The organism is Micromonospora sp. NPDC047730 (assembly GCF_043204765.1).
Classification (GTDB): domain Bacteria; phylum Actinomycetota; class Actinomycetes; order Mycobacteriales; family Micromonosporaceae; genus Micromonospora.
Genome location: NZ_JBIDCU010000001.1, coordinates 272,240 through 289,076, shown reverse-complemented (window position 1 = coordinate 289,076; position 16,837 = coordinate 272,240). Strand labels below are relative to the sequence as shown.

Here is a 16,837-nt window from a genome sequence, read left to right as displayed (position 1 = left end):
CGCTAAGCCCGATCCCCCCGGGCCGCCACCGGATTGGCCGCATCCACGCCATCCGTAGGATGGGACGGATCGTCCCACCCCGGGCGGCGAGGGCGGTCAGCAGTCGGTGGAGGTGACGTAGAAGCGCGGCATCGGCAGGATGCGGAAGCGCAGCCGGGCGCCGGCGCGGCGGAGCTGCCAGGTGAGCGCGATCAGGGCGGTGGCCAGCGAGATGAGCCCGCCGATCCAGATGCTGGCGCCCGCGCCGTAGGTCTCCGCCGCCCAGCCGATCAGCGGCGCGCCGACCGGATTGGTGCCGAGGAACACCAGCACCCACAGGGCCATCACCCGGCCCCGGAAGGCGGCGTCCGTGCCGAGCTGGACCCGCTGGTTGGCGGCCTGGGCGAAGAACACCATGAAGAACCCGGTGGGCAGCAGGAGCGCCACCACCATCCAGTACGCCGACGCGAGCCCGACCAGCGTGCCGAAGCTGGCGCAGCCGACCGCGGCGCCGAGCACCACCCAGACCGACGGGCGGCTGCGCCGCCCGGTGCCGGCCAGCGCCCCGACCAGCGCGCCGACCGCCAGCGCGGTGCTGAACAGCCCGAACGAGGCCGCCCCGGTCTGGAACACGGTCTTGGCGAGCGCGGCCAGGGTGAGCTGGAAGTTGAACAGCGACATGCCGATCACCGACATCACCGCCATCGGCAGCAGCAGGTCGGGGCGGCGCCAGACGTAGCGCAGGCCGTCGACGACCTTGGCCGAGGCTCGCTCGTCGCGCGGCGGCAGCGCCTCCCGGTGCAGCTCGGCCGGGCGCATCCGGACGACGTTGACCAGCGGGGCGATCGAGCTGAGCGCGGTGAACAGGAAGACCGGCCCCACGTCGAACGCGGCGATGGCCAGGCCGGCGACGGCCGGCCCGACGATCCGGGCGGAGTTGAACACGGCCGCGTTCAGCGAGAGCGCGTTCGGCAGCAGCGACGTGCCGACCAGTTCCGAGACGAACGCCTGCCGAACGGGGGTCTCCACGGCGTTGGCGACGCCGAGCAGGGCCGCGAACGCGAAGACGTGCCAGAGCTGAACGAGGCCGGTGATCACCAGCAGGCTCATCGCGAGCGCCAGCACGGTCCAGAACGCGTTGGCGACGAAGAGCAGCATCCGCTTGTCGTAGCGGTCGGCGAGCCGCCCGGAGAGCAGGGTGAGCAGCAGGACGGGAGCGAACTGGAGGGCGGTGACCACGCCGAGTGCGGTGGCGGAGTTGTCGGAGAGCTCGAGGACGAGCCAGTCCTGGGCGATGAACATCATCCAGACACCGATCAGCTTGATCAGTTGCCCGGATGCGAAGAGCCGGTAGTTGCGGACCTGTAGGGACTGGAACATCGTGCTCAGCTTCGCCTGCACTCTTTGTGCGCCTCCTCGCGGTCGTACGCGTCATCGACAGCGGACGGCGCGGTGGTGCGAGGCGCGCGGGTCAGGCGCGGGCGAGCTGCTGAAGGATCTCGGCGGCCTGCCGCAGGGTGTCCCGTTCTGCTTCGGTCAGCTCGGCCAGCCGGTGGGCCAGCCACTCGTCGCGGACGCGCTCGAACTGGTCGAGCACCGCCCGTCCCCCCTCTGTCGCCGCGAGGATGACCTGCCGTCCGTCGGTCGGATGGGGGGTGCGCTGCACGAGGCCACGCTCCTCCAACTTCGCGACGATCTTGGTCATCGTCGGCGGCTGCACCCGTTCGACGTCGGCCAGTTCCCGGGGCGTCAACGCGCCCGCCAGCCGGAGGCTGGTGAGCGCGGAGAGCTGGGTGACCGTGAGGTCGCCGACCGGCCGGGCCTGGCGGACCCGTCGGTTGAGTCGGGTGATCGCATCACGCAGCTGTGGTGCGAGCTGCGCCGGTGGCACGCGTTTCGCCGTCACCGTCCGCTCCGTCACGATAGTTAGCTTAACTAATGAGCCTTGCTAATGAGCTGCGATATGACCATGCTCACGAGAAGTTTGCCCTGCTCCGGGCCGGCTACCCGATTCGGTCACCGGCCCGGAGCGGAGGGTGGTCAGAGCACCAGGGACTCGATCGGCCCGCGCAGGAAGTACAGCACGAAGAGGGCGGCCACCCCGTACAGCAGGGGGTGGATCTCCCGGGCCTTGCCCTTGGCGAGCTTCACCACCACGTACGTGATCAGGCCGGCGCCGATGCCATTGGAGATCGAGTACGTGAAGGGCATCAGGACGATCGTGAGGAACGCCGGGATGGCGATCTCGTAGTCGGACCAGTCGATCGTCCGCACCGCGGTCATCATCAGGAAGCCGACCACCACCAGCGCGGTGGAGGCCGCCTCGAACGGCACCACCACGACCAGCGGCGCCAGGAACATCGCCAGCAGGAACAGGCCGCCGGTGACCAGGTTGGCCGCGCCGGTACGGGCGCCCTCCGCCACACCGGCGGCGCTCTCGATGTACGACGTGTTGCTCGACGTGCTCGCCGCACCGCCGGCCGCCGCCGCGATCGAGTCGACCAGCAGGATCTCCTTGGCCCGCGGCGGGGTGCCCCGCTCGTCGAGCATGCTCCCCTCCTGCCCGACCGCGACCATCGTGCCCATGGTGTCGAAGAAGTCCGTGATCAGCAGGGTGAACACGAACATGAGGACGACGAGCCAGCCGGCCCGGCTCCACGAGTCGAACACGTTGAAGTTGCCGAGCAGCGACAGGTCCGGCACGTCCAGCCAGGTCTGCGGCAGCTCGGGGACGTTCAGCGCCCAACCCTTCGGGTTCGGCTTGCCGTCGACGAAGGACGGCCCGATGTTCGCCACCGCCTCGACGACGACCGCCAGCACGGTGGAGCCGAGGATGCCGATCAGGATCGCGCCCTTGACCCGGCGTACCAGCAGCACCACGGTCAACAGCAGGCCCACCACGAAGACCAGCATCGGCCAGCTGCCGAGGGTGCCGTCGAAGCCCAGGCCGACGGGGACGGTGGTGTTCGCCGAGTCCGGGACGCGGCGGACGAAGCCGGCGTCGACCAGCCCGATGATGGTCAGGAAGAGGCCGATGCCGACGCCGATCGCCGTCTTCATCTGCGTCGGCACCGAGCGGAACACCGCCGTACGCAGGCCGGTCAGCACCAGCACCGCGATGATCACACCCTCGATCACCACGAGGCCCATCGCGTCCGCCCAGGTCATCTCCGGGGCGATCTCGTACGCGACCAGCGCGTTGACGCCGAGACCGGCGGCGAGCGCGATCGGGAACCGGCCGACGACGCCCATCAGGATCGTCATCAGGCCGGCGACCAGGGCGGTGGCCGCCGCGAGGGCGGGGATGGGGAGCTTCTGGCCGTCGCCGTCGACGGCACCACCGATGATGAGCGGGTTGAGCACCACGATGTACGCCATCGTGAAGAAGGTCGCCAGGCCACCGCGCACCTCGCGGCTCATCGTCGAGCCACGGGCGGAGATCTCGAAGAACCGGTCGAAACCGTTACGCGGGTGAGCCGGATCGGGTGGTGTGCCGTTGTCGGGTGGAGCTACTGCCATCAGGTCCTCGCAGGTGATCTTCCGTTGTCGCGCCGCATCGTCGCAGATCACGGGCCAGCAGCGAAAGTTGATCGCGTACGCTTGCCGCGTGCCGAAGGAGCAGCCGCCGCGACCCGAGCCGCTCGACCCGCCGATGGTTCCGTTCGCCCTCGCCGGGATGGCGGCCTGGGCGCTCGCCGGGTTGGCGTTACTCGTCTTCTTCCGCGACTGGCTGACCGCGCACGGTCACCAGGACTGGTTGTGGATCTGCCTGGCCGGTTTCCTGTGGGGTTTCCCCGGTCTCGCCGTGATGATGCGGCACGACGCCAACCGACGCCGCCGCCGCGCCGGCCGCTGACCTGCGCCGACGCCGATCCGCCGGCCCGGCGCCGCGGCCGGTCCCGTCAGGGGTGGCCGTACGGTTCCGCCGGCTCCGCGGCCTCCACCGAGCCCGGAGCCCGGCTGACCGACACGGGCTCCACCGCGCTGTCGTCGTAGACCGTCGGCATCTCGTCGACCGGGGTGTCGGCGGCCTCGATCAGGGTCTCCGAGTGCGCGCCGCAGCCGTGGTCGGCGCTGACCACCCGGCCGTCGTCGGGGGCGTAGAAGTTGCCGCAGGCGCCGAAGGACTGCCGCAGGGCGCCGGCGAGCGGCAGGTAGAAGCCGCAGGTCCCGCAGCGGGCGGCGGCGGGAGCGGCGACCGAGATCGCGGCGGAGGGGCCGTGGTCGCCGTCGTACCAGCGCTGGGCGGCCTCGCTGCGCCCCTCCCGGGAGAGCACCCGGGCCCGGCCGAGCCCCAGCTCCCAGGCGGTCTCCTCGACCGCCGGGTCGTCGGAGAGCACGTAGCCGGGCTGGAGCCGCTCGTCGTCCGCCGGCGTGGGCAGCAGGTCGCCGGGACCGAGGTCACCCGGCTTGAGCCGCTCCTGCCACGGCAGCCAGCCGGGCGCGAGCATCGCGTCCGCGCCGGGAAGCAGCACCGTCTCGCAGACGGTGACGTGTCGGCTGCGGGGCACCCGGGTGACGGTGACGGCCCACCGCCAGCCGCGGTAGCCGGCGAGCCGGCACTCGAAGTAGTGGGTGACGAGCCGGTCGCCCTCCGCGACAGCCTGCAGGTGGTCGCCGATGTCCGAGGCGTCGACCTCGGTGATGGCGTCGCGCGCCACCTCGACGGCGGCGGCGCAGACCTGGTCGAGACGAGCGGCGCGGGCGGAGGCGGGCCTGGTCACCCGACCATTGTTCCCCATGCGTACGGCCGACCGACAGGCACCCGCCGAGGACGTTCTGGCGCAGTGGTGCGGCGTACGCGGACCGGATGGGCAAGGATGGTGGGCATGCCGCTGTTCTCCCGCTCCGGGCGGTCCGTGCTCGGGCAGACCGTCGGCACCGGCATCAAGGCCGTCCGCCTGCTGTTCCGGGGCTCGGTCAGCGGTGGGCGCTGGATGACCCGCCGGGCCGGCCGGGCCCGCGCCCGGGGCGCCGGGGACGAGGTCGGCATGGTCCGCCTCTTCGACCTGCACGCGGTCTCCTGCGCCGGGGACACGCTGATCGCCATCGGCCTCGCCGGGACGATCTTCTTCAACGTCCCGCTCGGCGAGGCGCGCAGCAAGGTCGCCCTCTACCTGCTGGTGACCATGGTGCCGTTCGCCATGCTCGCCCCGGTGGTGGGCCCGCTGCTCGACCACTTCCGGCACGGCCGGCGGTACGCGCTGGCCGCCACCATGCTCGGCCGGGCCTTCCTGGCCTGGCTGATCTCCGACTACATCCACGGCTTCGGCCTCTACCCGGCGGCCTTCGGCGTGCTGGCGCTCTCCCGCGCGTACGGGGTGGCCCGCTCGGCGGCCGTACCCCGGCTGCTCCCCGAGGGGCTCGGGCTGTCCCAGGTGGGCGCCCGGGCCAGCGTCTACGGCACGGTGGCCGGCGCGCTGGTCGCCCCGATCGGGCTGGCCGCCTTCTGGTTCGGGCCGCAGTGGCCGCTCCGGGTGGCCTCGGTCATCTTCCTGGTCGGCATGGTGATCTCCCTCCGGCTGCCCCCGAAGGCCGACTCGGAGCCGCCGGAGCGGGTGCCCCGGCCGCTGCGGGCGCTGGGTCGCCGCACCGGGGACCGCCCGCTGGGCCGGGGGCGGCCGGCGGGCCGACTCGTGATCGCCACCCTGATCGGCGCCGCGACGCTGCGCGCGGTCTACGGCTTCCTGCTGCTCTTCCTGGCCTTCGCGATCAAGGCGGGCGACCTGACCACCGTGGCCTTCGGTCGGGACCTCGGCGACGAGGCGGCGCTGGGCCTGGTCGGCGCGGCGCTCGCCGTGGGCACCTTCCTGGCCACCGCGGTCGGCACCCGGCTGCGCATCCACCGGCCCGCCGCGATCCAGTCCAGCGGCATGGTCGTCGTCGCCGGGGTGGCGATCCTCGCCGCGTTGAAGTTCTCGCTGCCCATGGTCGCCCTGCTCTGCCTAGTCGCCGCGCTGAACAGCGGCATCGCCAAGCTCGCCGTGGACGCCTCGATCCAGGAACGCATCCCGGAGCGGCTGCGGGCCAGCTCCTTCGCCCACTCGGAGACGGTGCTGATGCTCGCCTTCGTCGCCGGGGGCGGCCTGGGGCTCGTACCCTTCGACGGCCGGATCGGGATCGCCGTCGTCGCCGCCGTCGGCACCGTGGCCGCCGCCCGGGGCCTGGTGGTGGCCGGCCGGCTGCGCGCGGAGCGCCTGCTCGGCCGGCCGCTCGGCGACGACGAGCTGACCGACGGAACCGACGGGACCGACGAAACCGACCCCGATGCCCCGGGCGCCCCGGGCACCGACGGTGCGGGTTCCCCCGACCCGGAGGCCGGGCGCCGGCACGACCCCACGCCCACCTCCCCCGCCCCGGCGCAGGGCGGCTCTCCGCTGGACGACCCCGGCCTGGCACCGCCGGGCTACCACATCTACCGGCCCTCGTCGGCCGTCGGCGGGCCGGGCGGGACGGACGACGAGACCCGCCGGGAGCCGCAGGGGCCGCTCTCGTGACCGGCCTGCTGGTGGTCACGGCGGTCCCCGCCGAGGCCGAGGCGATCCGCGCCGGCCTCGCCGACCAGACGACCACGGTGCTGCCGGTGGGGGTCGGGCCGGCCGTCGCCGCCGCCACCACGACCCGGCTGCTGGTGCTCGCCGAGGCCGCCGGCCGGCCCTACGGCGGCGTGGTCAGCGCGGGTGTGGCGGGGGGCTTCGCCGGCCGGGTGGAGGTGGGCGCCACGGTGTTGGGCACCCTGTCCGTGGCCGCCGACCTCGGCGCCGAGTCGCCGGCCGGCTTCATCCCCGTGGACGAGCTGGGCATGCCCCCGGACTGGCTGGGCGGCGCCACCGCGCTCGCCGCCGACCCGGGCCTGCTCGCCCGGCTGCGGGCCGCGCTTCCGACGGCCACCGCCGGCCCGGTGCTGACCGTCAGCACGGTCACCGGCACCGCCGCCAGCACCGACGCGCTACGCCGGCGGCACCCGGACGCGGTCGCCGAGGCCATGGAGGGGTACGGGGTGGGCGTCGCCGCCGCCCAGGCGGGCCTCCCGTTCGTCGAGCTGCGTACCGTCTCCAACCCGATCGGCCCCCGCGACCGCGACGCGTGGCGCATGCGCGAGGCGCTGACCGCCCTGACCACCGCCGCCGCGGCCCTGACCTGACCCGTCTGGCCTGCCCGGCCTGCCTTCCCGCTTGCCTGCCCGCACGGCCGGACCGTCAGCCCGCGACCGCCGGCCGACGGTCGAGCCGCAGCGACCACGGTCGGTACGCCTCCAGTTCGTAGCCGCAGGCGAGCAGGAAGTCGCTCCCGCCGGCCCCGGCGGTCGCCAGCACGGTGCGGATACCGATCCTGTCCATCGTCTCCGCGAGGAGCTGGAGCAGCCGGCGGCCGATGCCCAGGAAGCGCAGCTGCGGTGCCACCACCACGCCGTCCAGCACCATCTCCCGCCGGCCGCCGCCGTCCTCACCCAGCAACAGATCCTCGCTCCGCTCGTGCGCCCGCAACTCGCCGACCGGCCCGCCACCGGGCAGTTCGGCCACGAATCGCCAACACCCGTCCGGCACGTCCTCGGTCACCCGGCGAAACTCCACGGCGGCGCGAAGCCGCTCCCGTACCCGTCGCTCGTCGCGCCGCCCGCGGTCGAGGTCGTACGTCCGCTCGGGCACCCGCACCGGCCACTGCTCCGGCGGTACGTACCAGTGCCCCCACCACGCGCCCGGCCAGTCCTTCAGCGTGCGGACCTCCCGGACGTCGAGGTGCGCGGGATAGCGGCGACCGCCCTCGTCGCGTCGTCCGTCGTGCGGGATGGCCGGCGGCACCGCGAGAGCGCCCGGCCCGACCGAGGACGGCGTTCCACCGTTGCCGTTGCCGTTGCGATCGCCGACACCGACGCCAACACCGACGAAGTCCGAAATGCCATCCGGAGCACCATCCCGAGCGCCGGTCGGAGGACCGTTCGCGATGCCGTTTGTGCTGCCGTTCGCGATGCCGTTTGTGCTGGTTCTTGCGATGCCATCTGGGAAGGCGTCTGCCATGTCGAGCCCGGCGTCTCGGACACCGACCACCAGTTCCCCGCCGGCGGCCCGGACCAACCGCTCCACCGTCCGCAACCTCGGATCGGCTCCCGGATCGGATTCGATCCGCGCCACGGTGCTCTTGGGCACGCCCGACCGCCGTGCCAGTTCCCGCTGGCTCAGGTCCGCCTGGCGCCGCAGTGCGCGCAGCGCCGCCCCCACGTCGATCGGCCCGCTCCGCTCCGTCACACCTCGATCGTCGCCATGGAGTGGGCCGACTTTCAACAACAGCCGCCCACCTGTGGAAAAGCCTGTGGATTACCGACATGGTTGTGTGCAGCCGGATGCTCTTGGGCGGACCAGCGTGGCCCGAGCCGAGTTGCCGCCCGTCGACCCGCAGCGTGGCCCGAGCCGAACTGGCGCCGGTCTGCCCGCAGCGCGCCCGGCCCGGCGCAGCCACAACCACAGCCGCAGCCGATCCGGTGGCGCAGCCGGTCGCCGTTCACAGCCACAGCCAGAGCCACAACCCAGTCACCGCACAGTCGCTGTCGAGCTGCCCCGCCTATGAGACCACCGGTGCGCACCGGCCCAGCGCTCCTGGCCGGGGGCGTGCCCCATCTGTGAGGGCAGCTCGACAGGGCCGAACGGGCGTGGTGACGCCACCGACGGGGCCGGCTCGGCACCGTGCCTCGTGTGCCTGTGGCCCGTGGCTGACGCCAGCGGGATACAGCTCGGCACCGCGCACCGCGCACCGCGCACCGCGCACCGCGGGCCGCGCACCGCGCACCGCGCACCGCGCACCGCGGGCCGCGGGCCGCGGGCCGTGGGCCGTGGGCCGTGGGCCGTGGGCCGTGGGCCGTGGGCCGTGGGCCGTGGGCCGTGGGCCGTGGGCCGTGAGGCCAGCGGAACGCGGCTCGGCACCGTAGGTGTGTCCCGGTCCGGTCGCGGACGGCTCCACGTCGCGGGGCAGGTCACAGTCGCGGGGACCGGGCGGAGCCGGCCCGCTGCGGGCGGGGATACCGTGGGGGCGTGGCGCTCTCGCTGGCGATCTCGCCCTGCCCCAACGACACGTTCGTCTTCCACGCCCTGGTGCACGGCCTCGTGCCCGACGCGCCACCGGTGGAGGTGACGTACGCCGACGTCGACGTGACCAACACGGCTGCCGAGCGGGGCGCGTTCGACCTGGTGAAGGTGAGCTACGCCGCGCTGCCGTGGCTGTTGGAGGACTACCACCTGCTGCCCTGCGGCGGGGCGCTCGGCCGTGGCTGCGGCCCGCTGGTGCTGACCAGGGGCGACGGCGCCGGCCGACCCGACCGCCCGGGCAGCGCGGGGCACGCCGACCGCGCGGGGCACGCCGACCTCGCCGACCGAGCCGACCTGACCGGCGCGACCGTGGCGGTGCCCGGTGACCGGACGACGGCGTACCTGCTCTTCCGGCTCTGGGCGGCGGACCGGCCGCCGGCGCGGATCGAGGTGGTGCCGTTCCACGAGATCATGCCGGGCGTGGCCGCCGGCCGGTACGACGCCGGCCTGGTCATCCACGAGGCCCGGTTCACCTACCCGCGGCACGGCCTGACCGCCCTGGTGGACCTGGGCGAGTGGTGGGAGGCCGACACCGGCCTGCCCATCCCCCTCGGCGCCATCCTGGCCCGGCGCGGCGCGGTGGACCCGGAGGCCGCCGCCGGGTGGATCCGTGAGTCGGTCCGCCGGGCCTGGGCCGACCCGGCGGCGAGCCGCGACTACGTGCTGGCGCACGCGCAGGAGATGGAGCCCGACGTGGTGGACCGGCACATCGGCCTCTACGTCAACGAGTTCACCGCCGACCTGGGGGACGCCGGGTTCGCCGCCGTGGAGGCGCTGCTCGGTCGGGCCGCCGCCGCCGGGCTGATGCCTCAGACCTCCAGCTCGCGCGCGACGGCGTGGACCAGCTGAGCGATCTTCTGCGCGGCCTTGCGGTCGGGGAAGCGGCCCCGGCGCAGGTCCGGCTGCACCTTCGCCTCCAGCACCTTGATCATGTCCTCGACGAGGCCGTGCAGCTCCTCGGCCGGCCGGCGGCGCAGCTCCGCCACCGACGGCGGGGCGTCGAGCAACTTGACCCCCATCGCCTGCGCGCCCCGGCGGCTGTCCACCACGCTGAAGTCGACCCGCTGACCGCCCTTGAGGTCGGTGACACCCGCCGGCAGCGCGGTCTTGGGAAGGAACACGTCGCCACCCTCGTCGCTGGTGACAAACCCGTATCCCTTGGCCGCGTCAAACCACTTCACTCGACCCGTCGGCACCTGAGAACCCCTGCTTCGCTTGAGACGTCTACTGCCCCAAGGCTAGCCGGATCATCCCGTCCAGCGCCGCCGGGAATCCGGTGAGATCATCCAGCACCGCCTCCGCCCCGGCGGCGCGGAGTTCGTCGGCCGAACACGGGCCGGTCGCGACGGCGATGCCGGGCACGCCCGCCGCCCGCGCGGCCACCATGTCGGCCACGTGGTCGCCGACGTAGTGCGTGGCGCCGTGCTCGCGCAGCGCGGTCGCCTTCTCCTCGGCGAACAGGTCGCCGGCCAGCTCGTCGACCGTCAGCCCGAGGTGGTCGAGGTGCAGCCGGGCCAGGCGGCCCAGCTTGGAGGTGACCACCAGCACCCGGCCGCCGCGGGCGCGGATCGCGTCGACCGCCTCGCGGGCGCCGGGCAGCGGGACGGTGGGCGTGATCGCGTACGCCGGATAGAGCTCGCGGTACGTGCGGACGGCCGCGTCGACCTGCTCCGGCGGAAACCAGCGGGCGATCTCGGTACGCAGCGGCGGGCCGAGCCGGGACACGGCGGCCTCAGCGTCCACGTGCACGCCCGTCCGGGCGGTCAGCGCCCGGTAGGCGGCGGCGATGCCGGGGCGCGAGTCGACCAGGGTCATGTCGAGGTCGAAGCCGACCGTCAGTGCGGGCATGCGGAGAAACCTACCCGCCCGTCCGCACGGGTCAGCCGGACGTCCGAGGGGCGGGAAGACCCCCTGCCGGGCTAGCGTGGAACGACGATGACCACCTCACTCGCCGACCACCTGCGGTCGCTGCCCGACGAGTCGCTCGCCGCCCTCCTCCAACTGCGGCCGGACCTCGTGGTGCCCGTGCCCGCCGACGTCTCCGCGCTCGCCATCCGGGCCCAGTCCCGGGTCTCGGTGGCCCGCGCGCTCGACGGGCTCGACCAGTTCACCCTGCAGATCCTGGACGCCGCCCGGCTCACCCGGGACCCGGCCGAGGGCACCACCTCCACCGCCTCGGTGCTCGCCATGGCCACCGCCGGGCCGCACCCGCCCGCCCCCACCTCCGTCCGCGCCGCCGTGAACCGGCTGCGGGCGCTCTTCCTGCTGCACGGCCCCGAGAGCGCCCTGCGCGTGGTGGCGAGCGTCGACGAGGTCTCCCCGTACCCGGCGGGGCTGGGCCGGCCGGCGGCGGAGCTGGACCCGCGGTCGGCGGCGCTCTGCACGGACCCGGCGAAGCTGCGGCGGACGCTGCTGGCCGCGCCACCCTCGGCCCGGGCCATCCTGGAGCGGCTGGCCGTCGGCCCGCCGGTGGGCAGCGTGCCGGCGGGCGCGTTGCAGGCGCCGCCGGTCGGCGCGGAGGACGACCTGCCCCCGGACCCGACCAACGGCGGCGCGCCGACCGGCTCGCCGGTGCGCTGGCTGGTCGACCACCACCTGCTGGTGCTGGTCTCCGGCCCAAGCAAGGCCAGCGCCACCGGCACCGTCGAGCTGCCCCGGGAGGTCGGCCTGCTGCTGCGCCGGGACAGCGGCCCGCTCGGCCCGCTGCGGACCAGCCCGCCGCCGGTGGCCACGCCGCCGCGCGAGCCGAAGGCCGCCGACTCCGCCGGAGCCGGGCAGACCATGGAGGCGGTACGGCACACCGAGGCGCTGCTGGAGCAGCTCGCCGCCGAGCCGGCGCCCGTGCTGCGCTCCGGCGGCCTGGGCGTGCGCGACCTGCGCCGGCTGGCCCGCGCGGTCGGGGTGGACGAGCCGACGGCCGCCCTGCTGCTGGAGGCGGCGTACGCGGCGGGGCTGATCGGCGAGGTGGACCTGCCCGGGGCCACCACCACCCGCTACGGGGCCGACCAGCAGGTGCTGCCCACCGCCGGGTACGAGGTGTGGCGGGCCGGCACGCTGGCGCAGCGCTGGGAGCAGATCGGCCGGGCCTGGCTGACGATGACCCGGCAGGTCGGGCTGATCGGGCAGCGCGACGATCGGGACCGGCCGATCACCGTGCTCTCGGCCGAGGCGGAACGGGCCGGGGCGCCGGCCGCCCGACGCGCGGTCCTCGGGGTGCTCGCCAACCTGGAGCCCGCCACCGCGCCCACCCCCGAGGAGGTGCAGTCGCTGCTCGACTGGCGGGCGCCGCGGCGCAGCCGGGGGCGGGAGGCCGCGCACCGCGAGGTGCTGACCGAGGCGGCGACGCTGGGCGTGACCGGGCTGGGGGCGCTCACCTCGTACGGGCGGCTGCTGCTCGCCGACGTCACCGCCGTCGACGAGCGGGGCGGGGACGACCCGCTCGGGCTGCGCGCGGACGCCGAGGACGGCGACGGGACCGGCGCGGTGCGCGCGCTGGACGCGTTGCTGCCCGCCCCGGTCGACCACTTCCTGGTGCAGGCCGACCTGACCGTCGTGGTGCCCGGCCCGCCCGACCCGGCCCTCGCCGCCGAGCTGGAGGTGGTGGCCGAGCACGAGTCGGCCGGGGGCGCCAGCGTGCACCGGGTCACCCCGGCCAGCGTGCGCCGGGCCCTGGACGCCGGCTACTCGGCCGACGACCTGCACGCCCTGTTCCGGCGCCGGTCCCGCACCCCCGTACCGCAGGGGCTGACGTACCTGGTGGACGACGTGGCCCGCAAGCACGGCGGGCTGCGGGTCGGCTCCGCCGGGGCGTACGTGCGCAGCGACGACGAGGCGCTGCTGACCGAGGTGCTCGCCGACCGGCGGCTGGAGTCGCTGGCCCTGCGCCGGCTCGCGCCGACGGTGCTGTCGACCCCGTACCAGGTGGGCCGGATGCTCACGGCCCTGCGCGAGGCCGGGTACGCCCCGGTGCCGGAGGACGCGAGCGGGGCGGCGGTGCTGTCCCGCCCGAAGACCCGCCGGGCCCCGGCCCGGGTGTCGGTGGCGACCCGGACCCTCGACCCGCTGACCGCGCCGAAGCTGTCCATGCCCCGCCTGCTGGGCGTGGTGGAGCAGATCCGGCGCGGCGACGCGGCGGCCCGGGCGGCGCGGCGCGCGCCGGCGGTGGTCCGGGGCGGTGCGGCGCGTACCGGGCCGGTGCCGGCGCACACCCACAGCGACGCCCTCGCCGTGCTCCAGCAGGCGGTGCGGGACAAGGCGCTGGTCTGGGTCGGGTACGTCGACGCGCACGGGGCGAACGCGTCCCGGCTGGTCCGGCCGGTCTCGATCGGCGCGGGTTACCTGCGCGCCGAGGACGAGCGGACGGAGATGCTGCACACCTTCGCCCTGCACCGGATCACGGCGGCGGTGCTGGAGGACTGAGCGCCGCGCCCGTCCTCCACCGGTCGTTCCTCCGGCAGGGCCGGCGACCTCGGGCCGGGTCAGCGCCGGCTGCGGCGTACCGTCCCGACGACGGAGACGACCAGCAGCAGCGCGAATCCGGCGCCGGCCGACTCGCCGACCGAGTCGACGAAGCCCTGTTCGAGCACCAGCCAGCCGAAGAGGAACCAGCCGAGGAGCACCGCCGCGGCGGTCACGTACGCGACGACGGTGACGGTGGAGACCCCCTCGTCCGGCGACCGGTCGCGCTCGGCACTGTGCTCCGGTCTCGCTTCCCGGTCGACCGTCATCTCCAGCCTCCCCGTCGGTCCGACGCCTGGCATTCCAGCGTGTCACTCGGGTGACCGGAGTGACAGGGGATAAAACCCCGATCGGACGACATGTGCGCCGCGGACGGGCCGGGACCCCGGGGCGGCGGCTCAGGTGCCGGGGCGCCGCCCGACCAGCACCACCCGGCTGCCGACCTTGCCCAGCTCCCAGTACCGGACCGCGTCGGCGTGCAGCAGGTTGACGCAGCCGTGCGAGCCGATCGCCTTGTTGTGCAGGTAGGTCGTGGTCTCGTGGAAGCCCATTCCCTGGGTGAAGTGCTGCCAGTACGGGAGCCAGACCTCGTACGGGTCGGACCACTCCTTGATGTTGCGATAGTTGATCTTGAAGGTGCCGGCCGGGGTGCGGTAGCCGGGCATCCCCGTCCGGGTGACCGTCGGCTTCACGAGCACCTTGCCGTTGCGCATCACCCAGGTCGTCTGCCGGGTCAGGTCGATGCAGAAGGTGGTGCCCGAGCCGGCCTTGCAGCGCGCCGTGTCGGTGGTGGCGAGCCGCTTCGCCACGTCGTGGGTGGTGGGCCCCGCGCGGCCGTGGGCGGGGCGGATGTCGTACCGCTTCTGGAACTTCTTGATCGCGGCGCAGTCGGCGACGGACTGGCGGCCGTCCACGGTCAGCGTCCCGAAACCGCCCAGCCGGGCGAGGTACGCCTCCACCGCGCGCTGGTGCTCCCCCTGCGGGCAGCCGGCGGCCGACGGCGACGTGGTGGGCTTCGGCGCGGGCCGGGTCGGCCTCGGACGGTTCGGCGCGGGCTTCACCGCCGGCTTCGCCGTCGCCGTGCCGGCCCGCTGGTCCGGCCCGGGCGCACCGCTCGCCCCCGTTAGCTGCTCCGTGGCACCGACCGGGACGGGACCCCCGCCCCCACCTCCGTCGGCCCGCGGCTCGAACGCGCACGCACCGGCGCCGACCAGCGTGGCCACTGCCAGGGCGACGAGCCGGGTGGTGATCCGGACGTGTTTCATGGCGCCTCCCGTGACAGGTGTCCTATTGCTAGACGTTGCGAGTACCGCTCCGGTTGCGCCCCGTGTCCAGATTTTTCTGGCGTCACCCGGTTACGTGCAAGACTGGTGGGTCGGCCCGGGGCGGGTCAGTCACCTCCCGGACAGCCGGCGACCCGAGGCGGAGGAGAGGCACTGGCGTGAGCGGTGGACCCCTGATCGTGCAGTCGGACAAGACCCTGCTGCTGGAGATCGACCACCCTGACGCGCAGGCGTGCCGGATGGCCATCGCGCCCTTCGCGGAGCTGGAGCGCTCCCCGGAACACGTGCACACCTACCGGCTGACCCCGCTCGGGTTGTGGAACGCGCGCGCCGCCGGGCACGACGCCGAGGCCGTGGTGGACGCGCTGATCAAGTACTCGCGATACCCGGTGCCGCACGCGCTGCTGGTCGACGTGGCCGAGACGATGGACCGGTACGGCCGGCTCCAGCTCGCCAACGACCCGGCGCACGGGCTGGTGCTGCGGGCCCTGGACCGGGTGGTGCTGATCGAGGTCGCCAAGAGCAAGAAGCTCGCCGGGATGCTCGGCGCGAAGATCGACGACGACACGATCGCGGTGCACCCGTCCGAGCGGGGCCGGCTCAAGCAGGCGCTGCTCAAGCTGGGCTGGCCGGCAGAGGACCTGGCCGGCTACGTCGACGGCGAGGCGCACCCGATCGAGCTGGCCGAGGCCGGCAAGGACGGCGGCAAGCCGTGGACGCTGCGGTCGTACCAGCGGGAGGCCGTGGAGGCGTTCTGGGCCGGCGGGTCGGGCGTGGTGGTGCTCCCCTGCGGCGCGGGCAAGACGCTGGTCGGGGCGGCGGCGATGGCCGAGGCGAAGGCCACCACGCTGATCCTGGTCACCAACACGGTCGCCGGGCGGCAGTGGAAGCGCGAGCTGATCGCCCGCACCTCCCTGACGGAGGAGGAGATCGGGGAATACTCGGGCGAGCGCAAGGAGATCCGCCCGGTCACCATCGCCACGTACCAGGTGCTCACCTCGCGGCGCGGCGGCGCGTTCACCCACCTGGACCTGTTCGGGGCGCGCGACTGGGGCCTGGTCGTCTACGACGAGGTGCACCTGCTGCCCGCGCCGATCTTCCGCTTCACCGCGGACCTCCAGGCCCGCCGCCGGCTGGGGCTGACGGCGACGCTGGTCCGCGAGGACGGCCGGGAGGGCGACGTGTTCAGCCTGATCGGCCCGAAGCGGTACGACGCGCCGTGGAAGGACATCGAGTCGCAGGGCTGGATCGCCCCGGCCCAGTGCACCGAGGTACGCGTGACGCTCACCGACGCGGAACGCATGTCGTACGCGACGGCGGAGGCCGAGGAGCGCTACCGGATGGCGGCGACCGCCCGCACGAAGCTCCCCGTGGTCAAGGCTCTGGTCGACCGGCACCCGGGCGAGCAGACGCTGGTGATCGGCGGCTACATCGAGCAGCTGCACCAGCTCGGCGAATACCTCGACGCGCCGATCGTGCAGGGCTCGACCACCAACAAGGAACGGGAGCGGCTCTTCGACGCGTTCCGCTCCGGGGAGATCCGCACCCTCGTCATCTCGAAGGTCGGCAACTTCTCCATCGACCTGCCCGAGGCGGCGGTGGCGATCCAGGTCTCCGGCACGTTCGGCTCCCGCCAGGAGGAGGCGCAGCGGCTCGGGCGGGTGCTGCGGCCCAAGGCCGACGGCCGGCAGGCGCACTTCTACACGGTCGTCTCCCGGGACACCATCGACACCGAGTACGCCGCCCACCGCCAGCGCTTCCTGGCGGAGCAGGGGTACGCGTACACGATCGTCGACGCCGACGACGTCCTCGGCCCGAAACTCCCGACGATCGACTGACTCCCGTCACCTGTCGAGCCGTCGGGAGACCTCGCGGGGAGCACAGGTCCCTCCGGTCGACGTGGTGGACCTGGACCCCGGCTCAGCGGTGTGGCCCGACGCTGACGAATGACTGATGCCTCCCCGGGTACGCGGGCTGCGATACCGGCGACGGATTCGGGCCCGTGGCCCCGCACCGCCACCACGCTGGGCCACGACC

Annotated in this window: 15 protein-coding genes; 6 read left to right on the top strand and 9 right to left on the bottom strand. The window is 74.0% G+C overall.

What is annotated here, in order from left to right:
• Positions 1-96: 96 nt before the first annotated feature.
• The 3 genes from ACGF5G_RS01430 to ACGF5G_RS01420 form a co-directional block, all read right to left on the bottom strand.
• Positions 97-1,380 carry an MFS transporter gene (locus tag ACGF5G_RS01430; RefSeq protein ID WP_393257827.1) on the bottom strand — a complete coding sequence of 428 codons (1,284 nt, stop codon included), beginning with the start codon at positions 1,378-1,380 and terminating at the stop codon, positions 97-99.
• 70 nt (positions 1,381-1,450) lie between these two features.
• Positions 1,451-1,900, bottom strand: a complete 450-nt coding sequence (locus tag ACGF5G_RS01425; RefSeq protein WP_350686624.1) for a MarR family transcriptional regulator — start codon at positions 1,898-1,900, stop codon at positions 1,451-1,453.
• A gap of 119 nt (positions 1,901-2,019) precedes the next feature.
• A complete protein-coding gene (locus tag ACGF5G_RS01420) occupies positions 2,020-3,498 on the bottom strand; it encodes an NCS2 family permease (RefSeq protein ID WP_393257825.1) in 1,479 nt (492 codons plus the stop codon).
• Positions 3,499-3,586: 88 nt separating this feature from the next.
• Here ACGF5G_RS01420 and ACGF5G_RS01415 point away from each other — a divergent pair, with 88 nt between their 5' ends.
• Positions 3,587-3,835 (top strand): DUF2530 domain-containing protein, encoded by a 249-nt coding sequence (locus ACGF5G_RS01415; protein ID WP_393257823.1) that lies wholly within the window; start codon positions 3,587-3,589, stop codon positions 3,833-3,835.
• Positions 3,836-3,881: 46 nt separating this feature from the next.
• Here ACGF5G_RS01415 and ACGF5G_RS01410 read toward each other — a convergent pair whose 3' ends face one another.
• On the bottom strand, positions 3,882-4,721 hold the full coding sequence (locus ACGF5G_RS01410; protein ID WP_393257820.1) for a DUF3027 domain-containing protein: 840 nt from the start codon (positions 4,719-4,721) through the stop codon (positions 3,882-3,884).
• Positions 4,722-4,808: 87 nt separating this feature from the next.
• Between ACGF5G_RS01410 and ACGF5G_RS01405 the strand changes: the two genes are divergently transcribed.
• A complete protein-coding gene (locus ACGF5G_RS01405; protein WP_393257818.1) occupies positions 4,809-6,476 on the top strand; it encodes an MFS transporter in 1,668 nt (555 codons plus the stop codon).
• On the top strand, positions 6,473-7,123 hold the full coding sequence (locus tag ACGF5G_RS01400; RefSeq protein ID WP_393257816.1) for a futalosine hydrolase: 651 nt from the start codon (positions 6,473-6,475) through the stop codon (positions 7,121-7,123). Before ACGF5G_RS01405 ends, ACGF5G_RS01400 begins: the two co-directional genes overlap by 4 nt.
• A 55-nt stretch (positions 7,124-7,178) precedes the next feature.
• On the opposite strand, the gene ACGF5G_RS01395 is transcribed toward ACGF5G_RS01400, so the two are convergent.
• Positions 7,179-8,225: a GNAT family N-acetyltransferase gene (locus ACGF5G_RS01395; protein ID WP_393257814.1), complete on the bottom strand. Its 1,047-nt coding sequence runs from the start codon at positions 8,223-8,225 to the stop codon at positions 7,179-7,181.
• A gap of 780 nt (positions 8,226-9,005) precedes the next feature.
• Between ACGF5G_RS01395 and ACGF5G_RS01390 the strand changes: the two genes are divergently transcribed.
• Positions 9,006-9,908 carry a 1,4-dihydroxy-6-naphthoate synthase gene (locus ACGF5G_RS01390; protein WP_393257812.1) on the top strand — a complete coding sequence of 301 codons (903 nt, stop codon included), beginning with the start codon at positions 9,006-9,008 and terminating at the stop codon, positions 9,906-9,908.
• Here the strand turns inward: ACGF5G_RS01390 and ACGF5G_RS01385 are convergent.
• Positions 9,869-10,255: a cold-shock protein gene (locus ACGF5G_RS01385; protein ID WP_393257809.1), complete on the bottom strand. Its 387-nt coding sequence runs from the start codon at positions 10,253-10,255 to the stop codon at positions 9,869-9,871. The two genes, ACGF5G_RS01390 and ACGF5G_RS01385, sit on opposite strands and share 40 nt — an antisense overlap.
• A gap of 28 nt (positions 10,256-10,283) precedes the next feature.
• Entirely contained in the window at positions 10,284-10,907 is a 624-nt protein-coding gene (locus ACGF5G_RS01380; RefSeq protein ID WP_393257807.1) for an HAD family hydrolase, read from the bottom strand.
• 87 nt (positions 10,908-10,994) lie between these two features.
• Here ACGF5G_RS01380 and ACGF5G_RS01375 point away from each other — a divergent pair, with 87 nt between their 5' ends.
• Positions 10,995-13,478, top strand: a complete 2,484-nt coding sequence (locus ACGF5G_RS01375) for a helicase-associated domain-containing protein (protein ID WP_393257804.1) — start codon at positions 10,995-10,997, stop codon at positions 13,476-13,478.
• Positions 13,479-13,537: 59 nt separating this feature from the next.
• Here ACGF5G_RS01375 and ACGF5G_RS01370 read toward each other — a convergent pair whose 3' ends face one another.
• On the bottom strand, positions 13,538-13,786 hold the full coding sequence (locus tag ACGF5G_RS01370) for a hypothetical protein (protein WP_393257802.1): 249 nt from the start codon (positions 13,784-13,786) through the stop codon (positions 13,538-13,540).
• Between the two features lie 129 nt (positions 13,787-13,915).
• Positions 13,916-14,782 carry a L,D-transpeptidase family protein gene (locus tag ACGF5G_RS01365; RefSeq protein WP_393257799.1) on the bottom strand — a complete coding sequence of 289 codons (867 nt, stop codon included), beginning with the start codon at positions 14,780-14,782 and terminating at the stop codon, positions 13,916-13,918.
• 176 nt (positions 14,783-14,958) lie between these two features.
• Between ACGF5G_RS01365 and ACGF5G_RS01360 the strand changes: the two genes are divergently transcribed.
• Positions 14,959-16,638 (top strand): DNA repair helicase XPB, encoded by a 1,680-nt coding sequence (locus ACGF5G_RS01360; RefSeq protein ID WP_393257796.1) that lies wholly within the window; start codon positions 14,959-14,961, stop codon positions 16,636-16,638.
• The last annotated feature ends 199 nt before the right edge of the window (positions 16,639-16,837 follow it).

Excerpts from the sequence above, each read along its gene's own strand:
- ACGF5G_RS01420 (WP_393257825.1), bottom strand. The coding sequence starts at position 3,498 with ATGGCAGTAGCTCCACCCGACAACGGCACACCACCCGATCCGGCTCAC.
- ACGF5G_RS01410 (WP_393257820.1), bottom strand. The coding sequence starts at position 4,721 with ATGGGGAACAATGGTCGGGTGACCAGGCCCGCCTCCGCCCGCGCCGCT.
- ACGF5G_RS01405 (WP_393257818.1), top strand. The coding sequence starts at position 4,809 with ATGCCGCTGTTCTCCCGCTCCGGGCGGTCCGTGCTCGGGCAGACCGTC.
- ACGF5G_RS01380 (WP_393257807.1), bottom strand. The coding sequence starts at position 10,907 with ATGCCCGCACTGACGGTCGGCTTCGACCTCGACATGACCCTGGTCGAC.
- ACGF5G_RS01375 (WP_393257804.1), top strand. The coding sequence starts at position 10,995 with ATGACCACCTCACTCGCCGACCACCTGCGGTCGCTGCCCGACGAGTCG.
- ACGF5G_RS01370 (WP_393257802.1), bottom strand. The coding sequence starts at position 13,786 with ATGACGGTCGACCGGGAAGCGAGACCGGAGCACAGTGCCGAGCGCGAC.
- ACGF5G_RS01365 (WP_393257799.1), bottom strand. The coding sequence starts at position 14,782 with ATGAAACACGTCCGGATCACCACCCGGCTCGTCGCCCTGGCAGTGGCC.